Source organism: Paenibacillus sp. FSL R5-0473 (genome assembly GCF_038004565.1).
Taxonomy (GTDB): domain Bacteria; phylum Bacillota; class Bacilli; order Paenibacillales; family Paenibacillaceae; genus Paenibacillus; species Paenibacillus amylolyticus.
On the sequence record NZ_JBBORL010000003.1, the window covers coordinates 24,821 to 42,393 of the forward strand.

General features: G+C 47.3%; 17 protein-coding genes. 12 read left to right on the forward strand and 5 right to left on the reverse strand.

The window, feature by feature from the left end; translation table 11 throughout:
• Positions 1 to 121: 121 nt before the first annotated feature.
• Both MKY28_RS31500 and MKY28_RS31505 read right to left on the reverse strand, forming a co-directional pair.
• Positions 122 to 1,069: an aldo/keto reductase gene (locus MKY28_RS31500; RefSeq protein ID WP_340938554.1), complete on the reverse strand. Its 948-nt coding sequence runs from the start codon at positions 1,067 to 1,069 to the stop codon at positions 122 to 124.
• Between the two features lie 20 nt (positions 1,070 to 1,089).
• Positions 1,090 to 2,094 carry a Gfo/Idh/MocA family protein gene (locus MKY28_RS31505; protein ID WP_047841637.1) on the reverse strand — a complete coding sequence of 335 codons (1,005 nt, stop codon included), beginning with the start codon at positions 2,092 to 2,094 and terminating at the stop codon, positions 1,090 to 1,092.
• A 118-nt stretch (positions 2,095 to 2,212) separates the two neighbouring features.
• Here MKY28_RS31505 and MKY28_RS31510 point away from each other — a divergent pair, with 118 nt between their 5' ends.
• The 3 genes from MKY28_RS31510 (at position 2,213) to MKY28_RS31520 (ending at position 4,229) form a co-directional block, all read left to right on the forward strand.
• Positions 2,213 to 3,052, forward strand: coding sequence for a helix-turn-helix transcriptional regulator (locus MKY28_RS31510; protein ID WP_036606789.1), 840 nt, complete (start codon positions 2,213 to 2,215; stop codon positions 3,050 to 3,052).
• Between the two features lie 106 nt (positions 3,053 to 3,158).
• On the forward strand, positions 3,159 to 3,566 hold the full coding sequence (locus tag MKY28_RS31515) for an RrF2 family transcriptional regulator (protein ID WP_017692155.1): 408 nt from the start codon (positions 3,159 to 3,161) through the stop codon (positions 3,564 to 3,566).
• A 213-nt stretch (positions 3,567 to 3,779) separates the two neighbouring features.
• Entirely contained in the window at positions 3,780 to 4,229 is a 450-nt protein-coding gene (locus tag MKY28_RS31520; RefSeq protein ID WP_074096526.1) for a nuclear transport factor 2 family protein, read from the forward strand.
• A gap of 202 nt (positions 4,230 to 4,431) precedes the next feature.
• On the opposite strand, the gene MKY28_RS31525 is transcribed toward MKY28_RS31520, so the two are convergent.
• Positions 4,432 to 5,811 (reverse strand): MFS transporter, encoded by a 1,380-nt coding sequence (locus MKY28_RS31525; protein ID WP_340938555.1) that lies wholly within the window; start codon positions 5,809 to 5,811, stop codon positions 4,432 to 4,434.
• A gap of 205 nt (positions 5,812 to 6,016) precedes the next feature.
• On the opposite strand from MKY28_RS31525, the gene MKY28_RS31530 reads away from it, so the two are divergent.
• The 6 genes from MKY28_RS31530 (at position 6,017) to MKY28_RS31555 (ending at position 10,188) form a co-directional block, all read left to right on the forward strand.
• Positions 6,017 to 6,340, forward strand: coding sequence for an ArsR/SmtB family transcription factor (locus tag MKY28_RS31530; RefSeq protein ID WP_340938557.1), 324 nt, complete (start codon positions 6,017 to 6,019; stop codon positions 6,338 to 6,340).
• 142 nt (positions 6,341 to 6,482) lie between these two features.
• Complete coding sequence (locus MKY28_RS31535; RefSeq protein WP_074096524.1) at positions 6,483 to 6,671, forward strand: hypothetical protein; 189 nt, start codon at positions 6,483 to 6,485, stop codon at positions 6,669 to 6,671.
• A gap of 83 nt (positions 6,672 to 6,754) precedes the next feature.
• The gene (locus MKY28_RS31540) at positions 6,755 to 7,675 is read left to right on the forward strand and encodes a helix-turn-helix transcriptional regulator (protein ID WP_339284352.1); all 921 of its coding nucleotides are present in this window, start codon (positions 6,755 to 6,757) and stop codon (positions 7,673 to 7,675) included.
• A 28-nt stretch (positions 7,676 to 7,703) separates the two neighbouring features.
• Positions 7,704 to 8,702, forward strand: coding sequence for a hypothetical protein (locus MKY28_RS31545; RefSeq protein ID WP_340938559.1), 999 nt, complete (start codon positions 7,704 to 7,706; stop codon positions 8,700 to 8,702).
• A 27-nt stretch (positions 8,703 to 8,729) separates the two neighbouring features.
• Positions 8,730 to 9,749, forward strand: a complete 1,020-nt coding sequence (locus tag MKY28_RS31550; protein ID WP_340938560.1) for a hypothetical protein — start codon at positions 8,730 to 8,732, stop codon at positions 9,747 to 9,749.
• Between the two features lie 247 nt (positions 9,750 to 9,996).
• Positions 9,997 to 10,188, forward strand: a complete 192-nt coding sequence (locus MKY28_RS31555) for an aspartyl-phosphate phosphatase Spo0E family protein (protein WP_340938561.1) — start codon at positions 9,997 to 9,999, stop codon at positions 10,186 to 10,188.
• Positions 10,189 to 10,233: 45 nt separating this feature from the next.
• Here the strand turns inward: MKY28_RS31555 and MKY28_RS31560 are convergent, their stop codons facing one another.
• Together MKY28_RS31560 and MKY28_RS31565 are read right to left on the reverse strand one after the other, a co-directional pair.
• Positions 10,234 to 11,112 carry a carbohydrate ABC transporter permease gene (locus tag MKY28_RS31560; protein ID WP_211084928.1) on the reverse strand — a complete coding sequence of 293 codons (879 nt, stop codon included), beginning with the start codon at positions 11,110 to 11,112 and terminating at the stop codon, positions 10,234 to 10,236.
• Positions 11,113 to 11,124: 12 nt separating this feature from the next.
• A complete protein-coding gene (locus MKY28_RS31565; RefSeq protein WP_237178266.1) occupies positions 11,125 to 12,045 on the reverse strand; it encodes an ABC transporter permease in 921 nt (306 codons plus the stop codon).
• A gap of 315 nt (positions 12,046 to 12,360) precedes the next feature.
• Between MKY28_RS31565 and MKY28_RS31570 the strand changes: the two genes are divergently transcribed.
• From MKY28_RS31570 to MKY28_RS31580, 3 genes are all read left to right on the forward strand, one after another.
• Positions 12,361 to 14,121 carry a sensor histidine kinase gene (locus MKY28_RS31570; protein WP_340938566.1) on the forward strand — a complete coding sequence of 587 codons (1,761 nt, stop codon included), beginning with the start codon at positions 12,361 to 12,363 and terminating at the stop codon, positions 14,119 to 14,121.
• Positions 14,096 to 15,688, forward strand: a complete 1,593-nt coding sequence (locus MKY28_RS31575; protein WP_340938568.1) for a response regulator transcription factor — start codon at positions 14,096 to 14,098, stop codon at positions 15,686 to 15,688. The genes MKY28_RS31570 and MKY28_RS31575 overlap by 26 nt, the downstream gene beginning before the upstream one ends.
• Before the next feature lie 120 nt (positions 15,689 to 15,808).
• The gene (locus MKY28_RS31580; RefSeq protein WP_076328860.1) at positions 15,809 to 17,461 is read left to right on the forward strand and encodes an extracellular solute-binding protein; all 1,653 of its coding nucleotides are present in this window, start codon (positions 15,809 to 15,811) and stop codon (positions 17,459 to 17,461) included.
• The last annotated feature ends 112 nt before the right edge of the window (positions 17,462 to 17,573 follow it).

The following is a 17,573-nucleotide window of genomic DNA, read 5'->3' on the forward strand; positions in this document are numbered from 1 at the left end:
TGCAACAAGGTTAAAGCATCTGATCGCTTGTGCAGAACAGAAAGAGACTGACATTTCACGCTATCGCGGAATATCAGCCTCTTGGAGTCATTAAATTGAATGATAGAATGTTTAACTCTCTTTAGATGCCAGCTGGCACATTACTGCCCAGATCCAACCATGCGATTTCAGCAGGAGTCAGCGTGATGCGGGCCCCCTCGTCACAGGACAGCAGCTCCGCCTGATTCTGGGCACCGATCAGCGCACAGGTTGGGAACGTCTGATTCAATACATAAGCGAGTGCAATCTGAATGGGTGATGTTTTCTTCGAATTAGCCAATTGTTCAGCCCGATGCAACCGTTCCCAGTTATCATCACTGTAGAATACACGCACCAGATCTTCGTTATCCCGAACTTCAGGTGTGAATCTTCCAGTGAAGAAACCACGTGCTTGGGAGGACCAGGATAGCAATGGTAGTTTGGTTTGCTCATGCCATGCCAGCGTCTCTGCATCTGCTGACACACAGCCTTCCCAGAAAGGTTCGTTTGCTTTGGCGAGACTGAGATTTGGACTGCTGAATGTGAAGCCCTTCAGGCCATTTGCCGCAGCGTATGCATTGGCTTCCTCGAGCCGCTGCCAGGTCCAGTTGGATGCGCCAATTGCGCCGATTTTGCCGGATTCAATATGTTCGTTCAGTGCTTCAAGAATAACACTGACAGGGGTATTGGGATCATCGCGGTGCAAGGCATACATCTCTACGTGATCTGTCTGAAGACGCTCCAGACTTTCCATCAAGTCACTGCGGATGGCATCAGCATTCACACGTGGCCCATTCTGGTCATGATGCGCGCCTTTGGTGAGAATGACGATCTGGTCGCGGTTACCACGTTCTTTCATGTAACGACCAAGGACTTCTTCACTCTGTCCACCACAATAGATATGTGCTGTATCTACAGTGTTACCGCCAATCGACAGAAAAGCATCCATGTTCGTAGCTGCTTTATCGTAGGCATTATGCACGAAATAATCGGTTCCTTTAATCAATCTGGAGACACGTTTACCTGCACCAGCAATTTCGATATATTCCATAAGTCAGTTCATCCTCTCAATTATAGTGTAATTCGTGTACGTTCTTCCGCTGAACGAAGGCAAGCTTCCAGTACTTTCATATTAGCTACCGCATCGGAAGGGGCGAAGCGCAGATCCTTGCCCTGAAGTACAGCACGTGCCATATCATCTCCCTGTAGAGAGTAGTGGTTCACTTGCGGGACTTCAATCTCTCTGCGTTCACCACCAGCCGTTACATAGAAGTTGGAACTGCGGTCCTGTCCGCTGATAAATGCCGAAGGGACTTCAATAATCCCGTCGGACCCCAGTACCTCCAGCGTATTGCGGAAGGCTGCCCACATGCTGCTGTCAAAGGTCACACCAACGTGATTATCGAATTCTAGCAGTCCAGAGGCCATCATATCGACCTGATCATGCTCTGGGGAGAACATGCCAATAACAGTGGCTGCACTTGGTTCTTGACCAAGCAGCAGGCGTGCTACACTGATGGAATAACATCCGATATCATACAGTGCACCTCCGCCCCAATCCCGCCGAAAGCGGACATTGCCGGATGCATTGGAGTTATTAAATGAAAATGTGCTGTGCATACCACGAATCTCACCAATCTCACCGCTGGCAATGATATCCCGAATCTGCTCATATCGTGGGTGATGGCGGTACATGAATGCTTCAGCCAGATGCACACCTGCATCTTCACAAGCTTGAACCATCTCCTGAGCTTCCTGTTCTGTCAGAGCCAGTGGTTTCTCGCACAAAATATGTTTGCCTGCTTCAGCAGCCCGGATCGTCCATTCTCGATGAAGATGATTCGGCAGTGGGATATATACGGCATCGATGGAATCATCAGCGAGCAAAGCTTCATAACTGCCATAAGCCTTGTCGATCCCAAGTTTCTCGGCCGTCTGTTTGGCTTTATCTTCGTCTCGACTGGCAATCGCGGTTACTTCATTTAACTCGGATTGTTGCAGGCCTGGAATGACGGATTCCACAGCAATGCTAGCGCTACCAAGAATGCCCCAACGCAATTTTTGAACTGAATTCATGTGTTGTATCCTCCCGTTTATAAATGTATATTGTGATTATAAAGAATAGATCAATGAATTAAAATGATAATATATTGAAGTTAGTTAACACAATATTGTTGATCAAGGAGAACCGGCTATGATGAGACAAACCGTATTGCTTACCCTGCAGGATATTCCATATTTTTGTTATCCCGAGTCCGTTGGACATTATATGGACCACGTCCAGCATGCCGTGTTGCGTGAGGCCGGCGCACTGAACAACTTTAATATTCACTACGTCGCTTCGGGCAAGGGATATGTAGAAGTGGACGGGGTGGTGCATGAGCTTCGCGCAGGTCAGGCGTTTCTCTATTTCCCGCAGCAGCGGCAGCATTATTATAGTAGTGAAGATGATCCATGGGATGTACGATGGGTTCATTTTTACGGTGAACGTCTGCATGATTATATGATCGAGCGGGGGTTACATCGCAATCTATTGTGGACACTGCGGCAACGCAGCTCTTGGGAAGAGGCTCATCTGGCCTTGCTCACTGAAGCGGAACAGAACACCATGCTGCGTCCAGCTCAGCTATCCACACTGACCTATGCCGTACTTGCCGAGTTCGTGCAGCATGCAGTACCTTTAAAGAGCACACGTACCACAAGTAAGGCGGAGAATCGGGTTCTTGCACTTCTTCCACAGATGCAGCAGGAGGCCTGTCAACCTTTCCTGTTGCAGGACTGGGCGGATCTTGCAGGTGTGAGTTCGTATTACTTTTGCAAAATGTTCAAGAGTGCTGTGGAGATGACGCCCATGGAATTTATCACTCGTTCTCGACTACAGATGGCGAAGCAATGGTTACTCGAACGGCCTACGGCCAACATTGGACAAATCGCGGAGGAAGCGGGGTATCCCAATGCCAGTTATTTTAACCGCCAGTTCATGGCCCATGAGGGGATGACACCTACGGATTACCGCGGATTGTATCACAATTAACCCGTATCCTTTCGATGTTGCCAGCGCTTGAGGTATATTGGTTTGACACAGAGCTCAATCAAGTCTATTATGGATAAATTAAATCCGTATATAATGAGGTGCCCTCATGAAATATTCAAAAGCGACAAATTATGCTTTGCATACGATGCTTCATCTTGTAAGTACTGCCCCCGAACAGCTGGTTAGTGTACACCAACTTGCAGAATTGCAGAAGGTATCACCAACGTATCTGTCCAAAATTTTGACCAAATTGGTTAAGGCGGGCATGATCGAATCGACTTCTGGCGCCAATGGTGGCTACCGGCTTAGTCGTAAAAATCCGGATCCTTCTTTCTTGGAGATCATTCATGCGATTGAAGGTCAGGCGTCCCTGTTCGAATGTTCCCAGAATCATAACGCGGGCTGTTTGATCCAGCAGGTGATGGTGCAGGCGGAAGAAGAGATGGAAAGTTTTTTGAACAATAAAAAAATGTCAGAACTGGCTTCCCAGATGAAGGGTGCACATTCCCTGTAACTTGCAGATAGAAGTGAACTTCAATCGACGTGGTTAACTCGTCTGGCACATAGGTATATCCAGATCTTTCCCCAACCTCGCGAGAGGTAAGGAAAGATTTTTTTGTATCGTTGTACCTAATAGAAGGCGAATGGTACAATAAGGAAGGTATAGTATGCATACATACATGATCCTAATCTTACATCACATTTTACATCTCTGGAGGGACAACACATGAGCCAATCAACGATTACAGGACTGGAACAATTGCTCGCGCTGGAAAATATTAGGAATACCAAGGCACGTTATTGCCGCTATATTGATACGAAGCAGTGGGATACCTTGGGTGATGTGTTTGCTCCGGATGCAGTGGCCGATTTCAGCACGGAAGGCAATCCAATTCCGGTATTAACAGGCCGTGATACGATCGTACAAGTATTCCGTGATCTGGTGGATGTTGCCGTAACCGTGCATCATGTTCATAGCGCCGAAGTTGAATTTGTATCTGAGAACGAAGCAAAGGTCATCTCCCCAATGGAAGATTGGGTCACGTTTCCGGAGGGCAATGAGAACAAATCTTTCCACGGGTTTGGGCACTACCACGAGACTTTTGTCAAAATCGACGGTCAGTGGTACATCAAACATACAAGTCTGAAACGTCTTCGTTTGGACCTGTTTGAATAGTATACTCAGTTTAGAAGAATAGAGAAGTTGGTCAACCATAAAATAAAAGCCCCGAGGAGCGTGATGAACGCGTCCTTGGGGCTGTTTTGTGTTAGTGGAAGAGGGCAGCTGATACATGTATCATGCATAGAAAGTAGGTAGAAAAAAAGCCAGGTTCAGAACCCGAGGGTCCCTTCCTGACTTCTTTTGGTTAAATGAGATATTAGATCGGGCTACTTGTTTTCGTGACTTTCCGTGACTGCATTCTCAGATACACCTGAGAGAAAATAACGGATGCAAGTGCGACCACAGTCATGCCCCAGAAAATATTGGTGTACGCTGAGGACAGTGGCAAGTTTTGCATCGCCGTCAATGCTACACCAGTAACAGCAACACTGAAAGCACCGCTGAAGAACTGACTAAGTTGGAACAGTCCCATACCTGCGCCAACCTGATCCATGGTCAGATTGCCAGACAATTCATTGGACACGCTGGTGGTTAGGGAAGAGAAGCCAACGCTGAGCAGGACATACACGGCCATGATGGCGTAGATGTTATTGTCTGCAAATAAGGCGAATAACCCGGCAGCTGCCAGTAGTAGCCATGGTGCAAACTTCAGCAGCAACGTATTGCCATGTCGGTCAATCATGCGGCCGATCCGGTTGGACAGCAGCATAGACACGACTGCACCGGGGAAGATGACAAGTCCGGATTGAGCAGGTGTCAGTCCATACAGATGCGCCAAAATTTGAGGTAACAGGAACAACGTTGAGAAGTTATTAATGTACGATACAATCCCCAGCGAGCTGAGCATCATATATTTTTTGTCTTTAAACAAAGCAGGTTGAACAAATGGATCTGCCGCGCTCCGAATTCGGAGCCAGAACAGAAGCAGTGCCGCAACACCGATAACAAGCGTGTACCACTGACGGGAAGTCAGGAATAACAACACACCGGTAGTACCGATGGCGAGAAGCACGGCACCCAGCAGGTCAAATGAACCTTTTTGCGGTGTTTCCCGCGGGAGCAGTTTGAAGAATACAGGAATCAAGAATAACGTTAATCCCGTAACGATAAACAGATCATGCCATCCCAGAAACTGAGTAATACTTCCGCCAATGACGGGACCAAGTCCAAGCCCCAGTGAACTCGCGGACATGATTACAGCCATCGATTTACCCCGGCGATCATGTGGAATGTACCGGGTAATCAGTACAATGGCAAGCCCCGGAACCGATGCAGCACCCGCAGCCTGGATCAGACGTGCAATGAGCAAAATGATGAAATGATTACTGAAGAACCCGAGAACGGATGCCGCGCCAAGTAACGTAAGCCCGGTCGTGAATAATGTACGAATAGGTATGAAATCCGATAGACGTGAGAACGTAATCGAGGAAATGGCAAATACAATGGAATACCCTGTAACAATCCATGAGGAAGCGACGGATGTAAGCATAAATTCGGCTGCAATTTTGGGCAGGGCCAGATTAAACATCATTGTATTCATAACAACGAGTACAACGGTGAAGCCAAGCAAGCTTACAATTAAACCTTCCTGTATTCCGGTCCGTTCCCCTGATGATGCGGTTGCGGTGTTGTTCATAAAAACCTCCTAGAGTGATGTGTATTTCGCAACATTTCAGAAACGGTGTGTAACATTTGCAAAATGTAGTATGATGTCAATCCCGTGCCTAACAGCAGGGGTTACATAACGAAATCATTAAAGTTCGATTGGTGTCGAACATTAGAAATATATCATGGATCTGTGTTAAAATACAATGGATAGTCTGAAAAAAGGAGACTACAATATGAAGATTTTACATCATCCACAAGTATCAGATATTGAACTTTCCTCCGTATTGTACGCATTAAGCGACCCGACCCGTCTTGGGATTGTTGCCGAAGCAGCGAGAAGCGGGGAGCAGCCGTGCAGTCATTTTCATGCACCTGTTGTGAAGTCAACGATGTCGCATCACATTCGCACTCTGCGGGAAGCCGGAGTTATTCAGGTCAGAGTGCAGGGCACACAGCATTTTCTCACCCTGCGATCCGATGATTTGGAAACGCGCTTTCCAGGACTCCTGCAACCGTTATTGCAGGCCGCAGCTCAGTCGAGCACAGGTCTTTCCTAAATGTTGTCCTTTCTTCAGGTTGAAGAGGGGACATTTTTATTTTCTGAAATACCTCTAATACTGATGCGACATTCTGTGTCGTACCATGCCCTATATAATAACGGTGAACACACAAACCATATCGAAAAGAGGTTCACAACCATTGGCAAAAACTAAAAGAGGACGCGTTTTGTGGAGTCTTCCTTCCAGGGGCCGGGGAACATGCCCGGTGTGTAGCAGTACCCGAATTAAATTGTTGTATACGCAAACAAAAACAGACGGTACAAGTCTGAAAGTATGCAAGAAATGCTTCAAAGCCGTGCAATCCAGAGTGGATAAGGCACATGTATAACATAACTGGCCTGTTCTTCGGAACGGGCCATGTCTTTTGATATAATCGAATATATTAAGAATGGATGAGATGGGGGCGGGAAGATGAGTAACATGCATCGGATTCACTGGTTTGACGAACAGATTCGGGGGGGACGTTTTCCGAATAGCAGCTGGCTTGCCCGTGAATTTGAAATCTCCCGTCGTCAGGCTCAGCGTGATATTGAATATATGGCAAGTTCCTTGCGAGCCCCTTTGGTGTATATGGCAAAATATCGGGGCTATTGTTATGAGGATCAGACTTTTCGATTGCCCCATTTGTATATGACCGAAGAAGAGCAGCGTGTGCTGAAATATCTGGCGCATCGTTACCGGCATTACGATTATGATCAATCGGACGCGGTGAAACGTGTAGCGCATTTGCTGGAGCGTTTTACGTTGGAGGAACAACAGATGGGAAGTAGTGAACTCCCAGTATTTTCGGCGCAACCGAAGCAACTGCAATTCTTTGAATTGTTGTCCCACGCCATAACTGACTTGCGTAGAGTACATATTCATTACAGGGATCACGATGGAGAACGGCAGTTTTCCTTGTGTCCATTAAAGATGATATCCCAGTTTAACGCCGATTACGTGGTGGGTTATGAAGCAGACCCTGTACAGCAAGTGGCCATTCGCTTGGAGGGCATTGTTCATGTATCGATCTTGAATGAGAGATTTGAGTACAAGTCAGATGCTCTTCTAAGTGGATGGGAAGAAACACTGCCCGTGCGTAAACCGTTTGTAGCTGAGATTCGCTTGAAGGAATTGCAGCAAATGGACCTATGGGAAGGGTATCGTATTCGGGCTAGGCAAGATCAGATTTATTCAATTGAATTTTATGACACGGACGCTTTCTTGCAGCATTTGTTTGTTAGTGAATGGGAGGAACTTTTGTCTCCTGGGTGGCTTAGACGCAAGCTTCAGCAAAGCGCAGAAAGATTAATTGACAGGCTCGCGATACAAGGTAAACAAAACGTGGAATAAACCAGTGTAGAGAGGAGAAGATCCATCCTTGGCTGAGAACATTCTAGATAACCTCATCATGAAGCGGGAGTCCAAATCGTACGTGGATAGTCTGCATGCGATACTAACCCATACAGGCCAGTTTCAAGGTTCCAAGGTTGTACTTGCCGGATATACGGGCATGGCTTTCAAGCTGTCGGTACATCGCAGACTACTTCCCATGTCGGTTACAGCGTATGGACAATGGGGGGAAGCACATCGTCCCGGAGTCGATAACCTGGGGATATTCACGATCTGGGATGGGGGACGTACACGTCATTCCACGTTCGGTTATTATCAGCAGGATGCAGTGAATTGGGTGAGACGGAGTATTGATGAAGGCACTGGTGTGATTTACTGGATTCCTGAGTTCGGTGTTATTCATGGATATGATGACAGTGACCGCATCTTTTATGTGCAAGACGGATGGAGCAAGGAACCGCAGATTTTGTTGTATGACAATTTTGGCTTGAACTTTACCGGATTTTGGTATTGTCAGGTATTTGGTGATCAGGTCCGCATCCCTGAACAACAGATGCTGCTGGAATCCCTGAGACTGGCGATTGAGGATTGGGATATTCCCTATCGACTGTTACCTGATCAGAATATTGCTTCAGGTAGAAAGGCATATGATGTGTGGGTGGAGGCCCTGCGGAGTGGGGATTTCGATGAATCCGGTGCAGGTTATATTTTGGAATCCTTCTGCCATTCGCGAACCGAAATAAGGATGTATTTGCAGGGTGTTCGAGGGATATGGAACGAACTGGACCAGGCTTGTGCATGTTATGAACAGCTTGGGACGTTAATTGACCAAATGAAAGGATATATGGTTCAGCAGGAGAATAGACGTGTCTTGCGACCAGACACCACAGAAAATTTAGCACAAGTACTCGTGAAGGCGAAAGCACTGGAAGAGCAGGCTATTGATTATTTTCGAGTGATATCCAGGAAGTATCCTGACCGTAAAAGGTCCACTATACCACGGTGGGGAGCACATTCCGCACGATAGGATGAGAGAGGAAGGGAGTGAAGGATAATGGCGACAAAAGTAGTATTGCAGGACTGGATTCAATCCCCGCAATCTGTGAATTCTGCTGATGAATGTAGATCATGGAGCGGTGTGAGCGCGTATACAGATGCGTTGTTTCGCATTTTATTACATAAACAGTGGACGGTTTTCCCACACCACATGATTGCAGGCATGACGGCAAGTGGATTCCGATTAGTAGTGGATCGGTGTCTGACGTCAGAGTCAATCTCCGCATACAATTGGATGGCAGAGAACTTTGTCGCAGCAGACTTCATTGGTGTGACAACGGGACAACATGGTGGATTTTCATTTGAACCGACTTTTCCGCTCTATCAGAAGCAGGCTCTGCTGGATATCAAAGCTTCCATTGACCGGGGCGTAGGTGCGATTCTCTGGCACGATCAATTTGTCATTGTTACTGGATATGATGATGCGGAACGGGTGTTATTCATCTGTAAAAGTAAAGGTGATGAAATCATTCGTCTGCCCTATGATTCGTTTGGGAGGAACAGTACACCCTACTGGTATTATCAGGTTCTGGAAGCCTGTGCACCTATCGATTTATGGGAAGTCTGCAAGGAATCGTTAATCCAGGCCGTGTACAAATGGGAAACCCATGACTATATGCTGCCGCCCCAAGATTATGCCTGTGGGGCGGCTGCGTATGCCGCTATTGCTGCTGCTTTGCAGTCAGGAACATATGACGTTGAACAAGCGGCAACTGTACTTCGCTATTATGCCCAATCAAGATTGGATATTGCCTCTTATGTTGCAGGACTTAAGCATCTGTCCATTCAAATGGACCAGGTCATAGACGAGTATGAGCTACTCGCAAACCTGTACACAATGATCGTTGAGGTAATAGATGACTCCATCTCTTGGGATTCGAGAGAACCGGAATGTGTGCAAAGCGTGATTGAGCTTATCCGGAAGGCAGGGGCTACGGAACAACGTGCCATTGATGCCATTAAACGTGCCTTTCCAGAGACGATAGGCAATCGTTTTAAGGATGTTGGATTAAGATGAATGGAGCATGATAGAGAAAATTGAAAAACTCAGCAGGAATAAAACCGGACAGGCGCAGCCGATCCGGTTTATTTGTATTGAACATATATGCACATCAACTCATGTGATCCACGCTAATCATAACTTTTACAAGAAAAAATAACCAAAATTTTAATTTTGGGGTAATCCAAACCCCCTCTTGTTCCGAATATTATATTAGATGGTCTTTTTTGGATGATGATATTTAAGGACAACAGGGGGCGGGAGTATGGTACATAATCCGGAAACCATTCAGGAATGTATCGAACATGCACGGCAAAGACTCTACCAGATTGCAAGTCAATACCCGGAACTATGGCATCCGGAGGTTATTCGCCAATCCATGGTGCTGGATGAGTTGATTAATGAATATAACAATGCTACTCGCGGGAGAAAGATCTCGAATCAACTGAAATCATGACCTTTCTGAACAAAGAATTCCAAGAGGGGATTCCGTGTGTTTGCCTTACTCTTTTACCGCCCCGAGCACAATCCCCTTTACGAAGAAACGCTGTAAGAACGGATATACGAGCAGAATCGGCAGAGCGCCAATAAAGATTTGAGCCGCGTTCACCGTACGTTGAGACATGTTCTGGAGCTGCGTTGCATCCACGTTCATGTTGGAGAAATCTTGCTGTACAATTATGGTCTGCATTAACGTGGCGAGTGGATATTTGGAAGCATCATTCATATAGATCAAACCGTCAAACCAGGAATTCCATTGACCTACCATGGTGAATAAGGAGATCGTGGCAATGGCGGGCATGGAAACAGGCAGATAGATTTTGAACAGGGTTGTGATATGGTTGGCTCCATCGATAAATGCGGCTTCTTCCAGCTCTTTTGGCACGTTGCGGAAAAAGTTCATCATGAGAATCAGGTTCCAGACAGCCACCGCTCCCGGCAAAATGAGAGCCCACATCGTATTCATCAATCCAAGCTTCTGGATCAAAATATAGGATGGAATCAATCCCCCGCTGAACAGCATCGTGAAGATGAAAAACCACGCATATAACGAACGTCCTTTAAAGTGCAGACTCTCCTTGGATAACGGATAAGCCGTCAGGAAAACAAGTGTCATACTGAGCAGTGTGCCAAGAATGGTACGTTGAACTGAAATCCAAAGCGCGCTGAGAAAGTTACTGTTACCAAATGTTTTGGTATAGGCGTCCACCGTAAAATCAATCGGCCATAGTGTCACCAGATTGGCGGATGCTGCCGCTTTACCACTGAAGGAAACCGCCAGAATATGGACCAGCGGCAGGATGCACAGGATCGAGACGGCCGCGATGAATATGAGGTTAAAACCATTGAATATACGGTACCCGGTTGTTTTGTGATACACCTTGATTCCTCCTCAGAAAATACGGTAATTGGCGATTTTGTACGCCATCCGGTACGCAGAGATGACCAGGAACATCGCGACAAATGATTTGAATAGTCCAACGGCGGTCGCAAAGCTCATTTTGCCATTCAGAATTCCCATCCGGTAGACAAAGGTATCGATAATATCGCCTTTCTCATATACCAGCGGATTGTACAGGTTAAAGATCTGGTCAAAACCTGCATTCAGGATGTTGCCCAGCGATAACGTACCTACCACGATAATCATCGGTACGAGTGCAGGCAGGGTAATATGTAATGTCTGTCTAAGCCGTGTTGCCCCATCCACCTCTGAAGCCTCATACAATGCCGGGTTAATACCCGCAAGTGCTGCCAGAAATACAATCGTTCCGAATCCAAACTCCTTCCATACATCACTGACAACCACCGTTACACGGAACCAGTCGCCATCTCCCAGAAAAAAGATCGGTTCAACACCAGCCGCCGCTAACACCTGGTTTACCAGCCCACCTTCCGGTGATAACATATCGAGCAGAATGCCGCCCAGGACAACCCAGGACAGGAAATGGGGCAGATACACCAAGGTCTGTGAGAAACGTTTGAACGTAGAGTTCCGAACCTCATTCAGCAAAATGGCGAACACCACGGGGGCGAGAAGTCCGGCCACGATTTTCATCGAAGCGATCAGCACCGTGTTCCAGATAACCTGAACACTGTCGGGATATTCGAACATGAACCGGAAGTTGTCCCAGCCCACCCATTTGGAGCCAGTGAATCCCAGCCACGGTTTGAAATCTTGAAAAGCAATAATAATGCCGCCCATGGGCACATAGGCGAACAGTAAAGTGAGCAGTACAGCAGGCAACAGCATTAGATGCAGCGGCCATGTGCGTTTGAAATTCCAGCGGGTACGTTTGCGTGGATGGGGTGTCATTTTTCGCACCGGCGTATTGGTTGTTAACGGTTGTTCTATAGCCATCAGGGTCCCTCCTTTATCTCGTCCAGCCCTGAAAGTGAGGCGAGTAAGCCTCTCTACAGAGTGGAGCAACTGAATTATAGCAACGGAAAAGGGCGGACTATAGAACAACATTTCAATGCGGATGTTGAAATATTAACTTGTTGATGGGAATAGAGGATTCAAGCCACTGGAAAGCGAGAGAATATAAAATCATATAGAATTGTAAGGGCTTTCAATATAAAATAGGACTTCGGTGTAGAACGACTCCAAATTTAGGGACAGGGTGAAACGATGAAATTCACAGTATTTGCGAAGACGGTCATTCTCTTAATCTGCCTGCTCGTACCCATTCTGCTGCTGTATACATACGCGAACCAGGCAAATGTGGACATGGTCGTTGAAGAGAAACAACAGTCGAGTCTGAACCAGTTCAATTATTTCAGTTCGCAGGTGGATAAAAATATCGAGCAGCTCTCGCTGTATGGCCTGACATTGCTGCGAGATCCGAGTATCCTGCATTACCGTTACATGACGGACTCCACCAGCCAATATGAGAAGAACAGTATCTATCTGGATATTCTCGACAAATTATCGTTGTACCAGTCCACCAGCCGCTGGAAGAACGATATTACCATTGTCCTGCCACAAGCGGAACTTGTGTTATCCACCATGTCCAGCCGGACGGTCTACGATGAGAAGATGTTGACGTTCCCGCAACCTGGCCAATGGCAGCTGGAGAAGGGGAGTTTCACCTACTTTTTCACGGATAACTACGAGTGGAATGAAAAACCGGTGAATACAGGCGTGCGAACGGTGATGGAGATTAATTTTGACCCGATGAACGTGGTTGCCATGTTGGATGATTTCAAAGAGACACAAGGAGGAGATCCTTTCTTGCTGGTACCTGGCAATGAGCCGTTGCTGAACCGTACGGCGGACCCCGAACTGGTCGAAGCGATTATGCGTGATATGCCTTTTAACGGGCCGGAGAGGGAAGGTAATCATCAGCTGGAGGTGGGCGGTAAACAATATCTGGTCAGTTACGTGCACTCCAAACAACTGCAAGCGGTATACGTGAACCCTGTGGTATTGGATGATTTGCTGACCCCAATGGACAAGAGCCGAAATATGTTTATTACCTCCATTCTGTTACTGCTCGTGCTGAGTATCGGGGCCGCACTGCTTTTGTATCGAAAAGTTCAGGTGCCCATCCATCGCTTGATGAAAGGGCTACAACAGATTCGCAAAGGGCAGCTGTCCACACGGATTCCGGTCGATCACTCTCGTGACGAATTCGCGTATCTCACCCAGAGTTTCAACCATATGGCGGAGCAGATTCAGGAACTAATTGAGAAGGTATACGAGGAACGTATCCGTTCACGGGAAGCGACATTGAAACATCTGCAATCACAGATCAATCCGCATTTCCTGTACAACTGCCTGTTTTATATTAAAAATATGACCCAGCTCGGCAACCGTGAAGCGGTTATTGCCATGTCGCTAAGTCTGGGAGACTACTATCGCTACATTACGCGGGGAGAGAATGACATGACAACAGTAGAAGAAGAGATTCGGCTGCTGGACCATTATCTGTCCATTCAACAGATGCGGACCAACCGGCTTACCTACGAGATCGCCGTACCGCAGCAACTGATGCAGCTTCACATTCCGCGACTGCTCATTCAGCCCATCGTAGAGAATGCGGTGATCCATGGCATTGAGCCGATGGAAGGCAGTGGGCATGTCGTCGTAACGGGGATGGCGGTACCCGAACATATTGAGGGTCGGAAATATACAAGATATAGCCTGTTTGTTGATAATGATGGTGTCACTCTGACAGCAGAAGAGATTGCCGAATTGGAACGGGAGATCAATGAACCAATGGGTGAAGAGATTGGAACAGGCACGTGGAATGTGCACCAGCGTCTCGTTACGCGATATGGGCTGTCGTCCGGGCTTCATTTTGGAGCGATTCCGTACGGTGGACTCAGTGTAGAAATTCGATGGTTTGAGGAGGAACAACCGCATGATGAATCTGATGGTCGTGGATGATGAACATTCCGCAGTAGAGTCGATCGCTGTCTCGATACCGTGGAGAGAACACGGGATTGGTCAGGTATTCAAAGCCTATTCTGTCAAAGAAGCCTTGGAACATATGGCATCACATCAGGTCCATATTATTATCACGGATATCCGTATGCCGGGTATGTCCGGTCTGGATCTGGTCAGTCACATCCGCCAAAAGTGGGAACAGACCAAATGTATTATTTTATCGGGGCATGCTTCCTTTGATTATGCGAAGCAGGCACTCAAACATGGGACAGTCAGTTATCTGCTCAAGCCGGTCCGGGACGAGGAACTGATCGAATCCGTGCAGCAGGCCGCAGTGCAAATTCGCCTGGAGGGTGAGAAACAAATGCTGCATCAGCGGGCCATGTATTCCGTGAGGGAACATCTGCCCGAGAAGCGGGCGGAACTGATGAAGGATGTATTGTTAGGCCATAAATTTGCGGATGCTGAACTCCAAGGCAAGCTGGAGCAATTGGAGATTGAGTTCCGTCCACAGGATAAAATGCAACTGCTGCTCATCCGGTATGATGACCATCAACCCACACATAAAGCGTTTCGATTGATGAAGTACGCCATCTCAAATGTGGTGGAAGAGATCTACGGCAGTACCTATCATCTCTGCCATACGGATGATGCCTATGATGATCTGGTCTTCATGGCCAGTCCCAAACAAACTCAGGCCGAACCAGAAATGTTAATGGGCCGACTTGGAGAGCGGTTGATCCACAGTGTGAGGCAGTATCTGAACGCGACCATTTCCCTGTCCGTTAGTCGTATGGGGCGTTTCCCAGATCAGGTGCCGCAGCTATATCATCAAGCTGTGAGTGCACTTCGCAAGCAGGCCGAGGCAGGCAAAGGATTACATCTGAATGCGGCGGCGGGAACCAATGGGGCCACGTTGAAGTCTCTTGCAGCGCTGTATGAACCACCGGGTCTAACGACGTTACTGGAAGCGGGGCGCATGGAAGATGCACACCGTAAGATTGATCAGATCTTTACCGAACTGTCGAACAGTGTGTTCCCGGAGCATGTGTATGTGGCTTTTCATTATTTGGCGGCAGCATTCTCCTATATGGCTCATCGGGAAGGAAGGCAGTTAACCGAAGTGCTTGGCGAGCAATACCAGCAGCTGCTCAAGGATGGATATGGTATCTCGCTGCGTAGTCTGGAAACGTGGACCAAATGTGTGATGAAGCAGTGGGAAGAGAGCACCAGCGATGCGGGACAGGATGCGGGATCAACGCTGATTAGGCAGGTGCAGCAATGGATTGACCATCATCTGGGTGAAGATTTATCGTTGCAGGTCATTGCCGGAGAGGTGCATCTGCACCCCGTATATCTGTCGAAAATGTACAAACAATCCACAGGTGAAGGCATTAGTGATTATATTATCCGTTCCAGAATGGAACGCGCGGTTCATTTACTCAAGCATACGGCGATGAAGATCTATGAAGTCGGTCAGGAAGTGGGGTACAATAACACACCTTATTTCATTCAGGTGTTCCGCAAACATTATGGACTGACCCCGCAGGATTTTCGGAACGGTTAACAAATCGATATGAACATTGAAATTGTGATATATGTTTGCCTCCCCGGCTGCACTATCCTTTTCATGTAAGGTGCATTTGGCACATAAGGGTATCCAAGTTACCTGAGGAGGGGTTAGTTCATGTATAGAAAAATGATGACGGCATTGCTCGCAATCACGATGGTTGCTGTAACGGCATGTAGTTCGGGGGCCAAGGAAGAACCGGCGAAGGAAGCCGCTGCACCACTTGCTCTGCAAGATGGGAAGTATGAACCGGCGGTACAGATGAGTTATCTGCGGGCCTGGAATGATGACACGAAGTTCAAGAATGGGGAAACGGCACAGAACAATGTGCATACCAAATGGGCCAAGGAACGACTCGGCATCGATCTGACCACACCGTGGGCTGTATCGGTTACCAATGATGCATTTTACACGAAATTACGCTTGTCTCTGTCCGCTAACGAAGAACTGCCGGATATCGTCTCCATTCGGGGAGACTACAATCTGGTCCGGGAATTAATTGAGTCCGGCAAATTTGCGAATGCAGGCGAGTTGTTTGACAAGTATGCTTCGGACACATGGAAACAGGCATCCGAATCAGCATCCGAGGAATGGTATCCATACATGTATGAGGGCGAGCGTTATGGCATTCCAATCTTCGATTATGCGTACAACGGCGATTCGGTCATGTTTATCCGGGAAGACTGGCTGAAGAAGCTGGGACTGGAAGAACCAAAAACCATGGATGAACTGGTTACGGTTATGGATGCTTTTACGAATCAAGACCCTGATGGGAACGGCAAGAAAGATACGTACGGTCTGACCGTGGGCATGAAAAATGCGCTTAATACCTGGATGACGGAATCCGGCTGGATCTTCGGCATGTACAACACGATGCCTGGACAGTGGAATGATGCCGGAGACGGAACACTGCAATATGGCTCCATTCAGCCAGGTGTGAAGGAAGGCCTTGCAACGATGAAAGATTGGTTGTCCAAAGGTTACCTGCCCAAAGAAGCGGGTGTCTATGACGAGATCAAGGCAGCAGAACTGTTCACCGCAGGCAAAGCTGGCATTATCGTGGGACCACACTGGATGCCAAACTGGCCGATTGATGATGTGAAGAAAAATGTGGACGGTGCCACGTACAAGGCCATTGCTTTACCTACAGGACCAACAGGTGAGAGCCACCAGCATGGTTCTGGTGCAAGTAACGGCGTTGTACTGATTAACAAAGACATGGCGAACCCGGAGATTTTCTTCACGTACCAAAATTATCTGTTCGACAACTTTGCTAATCCGGAAGTGGGCAGCGAGTTCGAACATGGCTTCGCACAAGGATATGACTATGACATCGTGGATGGCAAAGTCGTTGGTGAAGCTGAAGTGAAGGACGGCGTATCACCACTCAAATATACGATTACGTATGATGGTGCACGGATTCCGAATCTCATGATGGATACGCTGGCGGAACTTGCAAAGGGCAAGGAACCGGAGACTCCTTTTGAGAAAAATACGAAGATTGCCAACAAACCGGAAGTATTTGTAGCCGCTGAGGTGGTCGTTGCGAATAAAGATAACGCCATTAAGAATAAGTTCACCGGGGCACCAACCGAGACGATGAAAATGAAGAAGGACGCAATCGACAAGTTGGAGAAAGATACGTTCAGCAAGATCATCTATGGTCAGGTAGGCATTGAGGAATTTGATGCATTTGTGACGAAGTGGAAGTCCATGGGCGGCGATGATATTACCGCCGAAGTGAACGAGTGGTATAAGACAGTTAATTAATTTACAAAGCAGGGGAGAACTGATGAGTTCATCAGTCTACCCTGCTTTTTTTGTCTCGAATAACATTTATGGAAAAATAGAACCTTTGGAGTTATAACTATTAATCTATATC

Coding starts and splice junctions, on each gene's coding strand:
- MKY28_RS31500 (WP_340938554.1), bottom strand. CDS start 1,069: ATGGAATATATCGAAATTGCTGGTGCAGGTAAACGTGTCTCCAGATTG.
- MKY28_RS31505 (WP_047841637.1), bottom strand. CDS start 2,094: ATGAATTCAGTTCAAAAATTGCGTTGGGGCATTCTTGGTAGCGCTAGC.
- MKY28_RS31510 (WP_036606789.1), top strand. CDS start 2,213: ATGATGAGACAAACCGTATTGCTTACCCTGCAGGATATTCCATATTTT.
- MKY28_RS31515 (WP_017692155.1), top strand. CDS start 3,159: ATGAAATATTCAAAAGCGACAAATTATGCTTTGCATACGATGCTTCAT.
- MKY28_RS31520 (WP_074096526.1), top strand. CDS start 3,780: ATGAGCCAATCAACGATTACAGGACTGGAACAATTGCTCGCGCTGGAA.
- MKY28_RS31525 (WP_340938555.1), bottom strand. CDS start 5,811: ATGAACAACACCGCAACCGCATCATCAGGGGAACGGACCGGAATACAG.
- MKY28_RS31530 (WP_340938557.1), top strand. CDS start 6,017: ATGAAGATTTTACATCATCCACAAGTATCAGATATTGAACTTTCCTCC.
- MKY28_RS31540 (WP_339284352.1), top strand. CDS start 6,755: ATGAGTAACATGCATCGGATTCACTGGTTTGACGAACAGATTCGGGGG.
- MKY28_RS31550 (WP_340938560.1), top strand. CDS start 8,730: ATGGCGACAAAAGTAGTATTGCAGGACTGGATTCAATCCCCGCAATCT.
- MKY28_RS31555 (WP_340938561.1), top strand. CDS start 9,997: ATGGTACATAATCCGGAAACCATTCAGGAATGTATCGAACATGCACGG.
- MKY28_RS31565 (WP_237178266.1), bottom strand. CDS start 12,045: ATGACACCCCATCCACGCAAACGTACCCGCTGGAATTTCAAACGCACA.
- MKY28_RS31570 (WP_340938566.1), top strand. CDS start 12,361: ATGAAATTCACAGTATTTGCGAAGACGGTCATTCTCTTAATCTGCCTG.
- MKY28_RS31575 (WP_340938568.1), top strand. CDS start 14,096: ATGATGAATCTGATGGTCGTGGATGATGAACATTCCGCAGTAGAGTCG.
- MKY28_RS31580 (WP_076328860.1), top strand. CDS start 15,809: ATGTATAGAAAAATGATGACGGCATTGCTCGCAATCACGATGGTTGCT.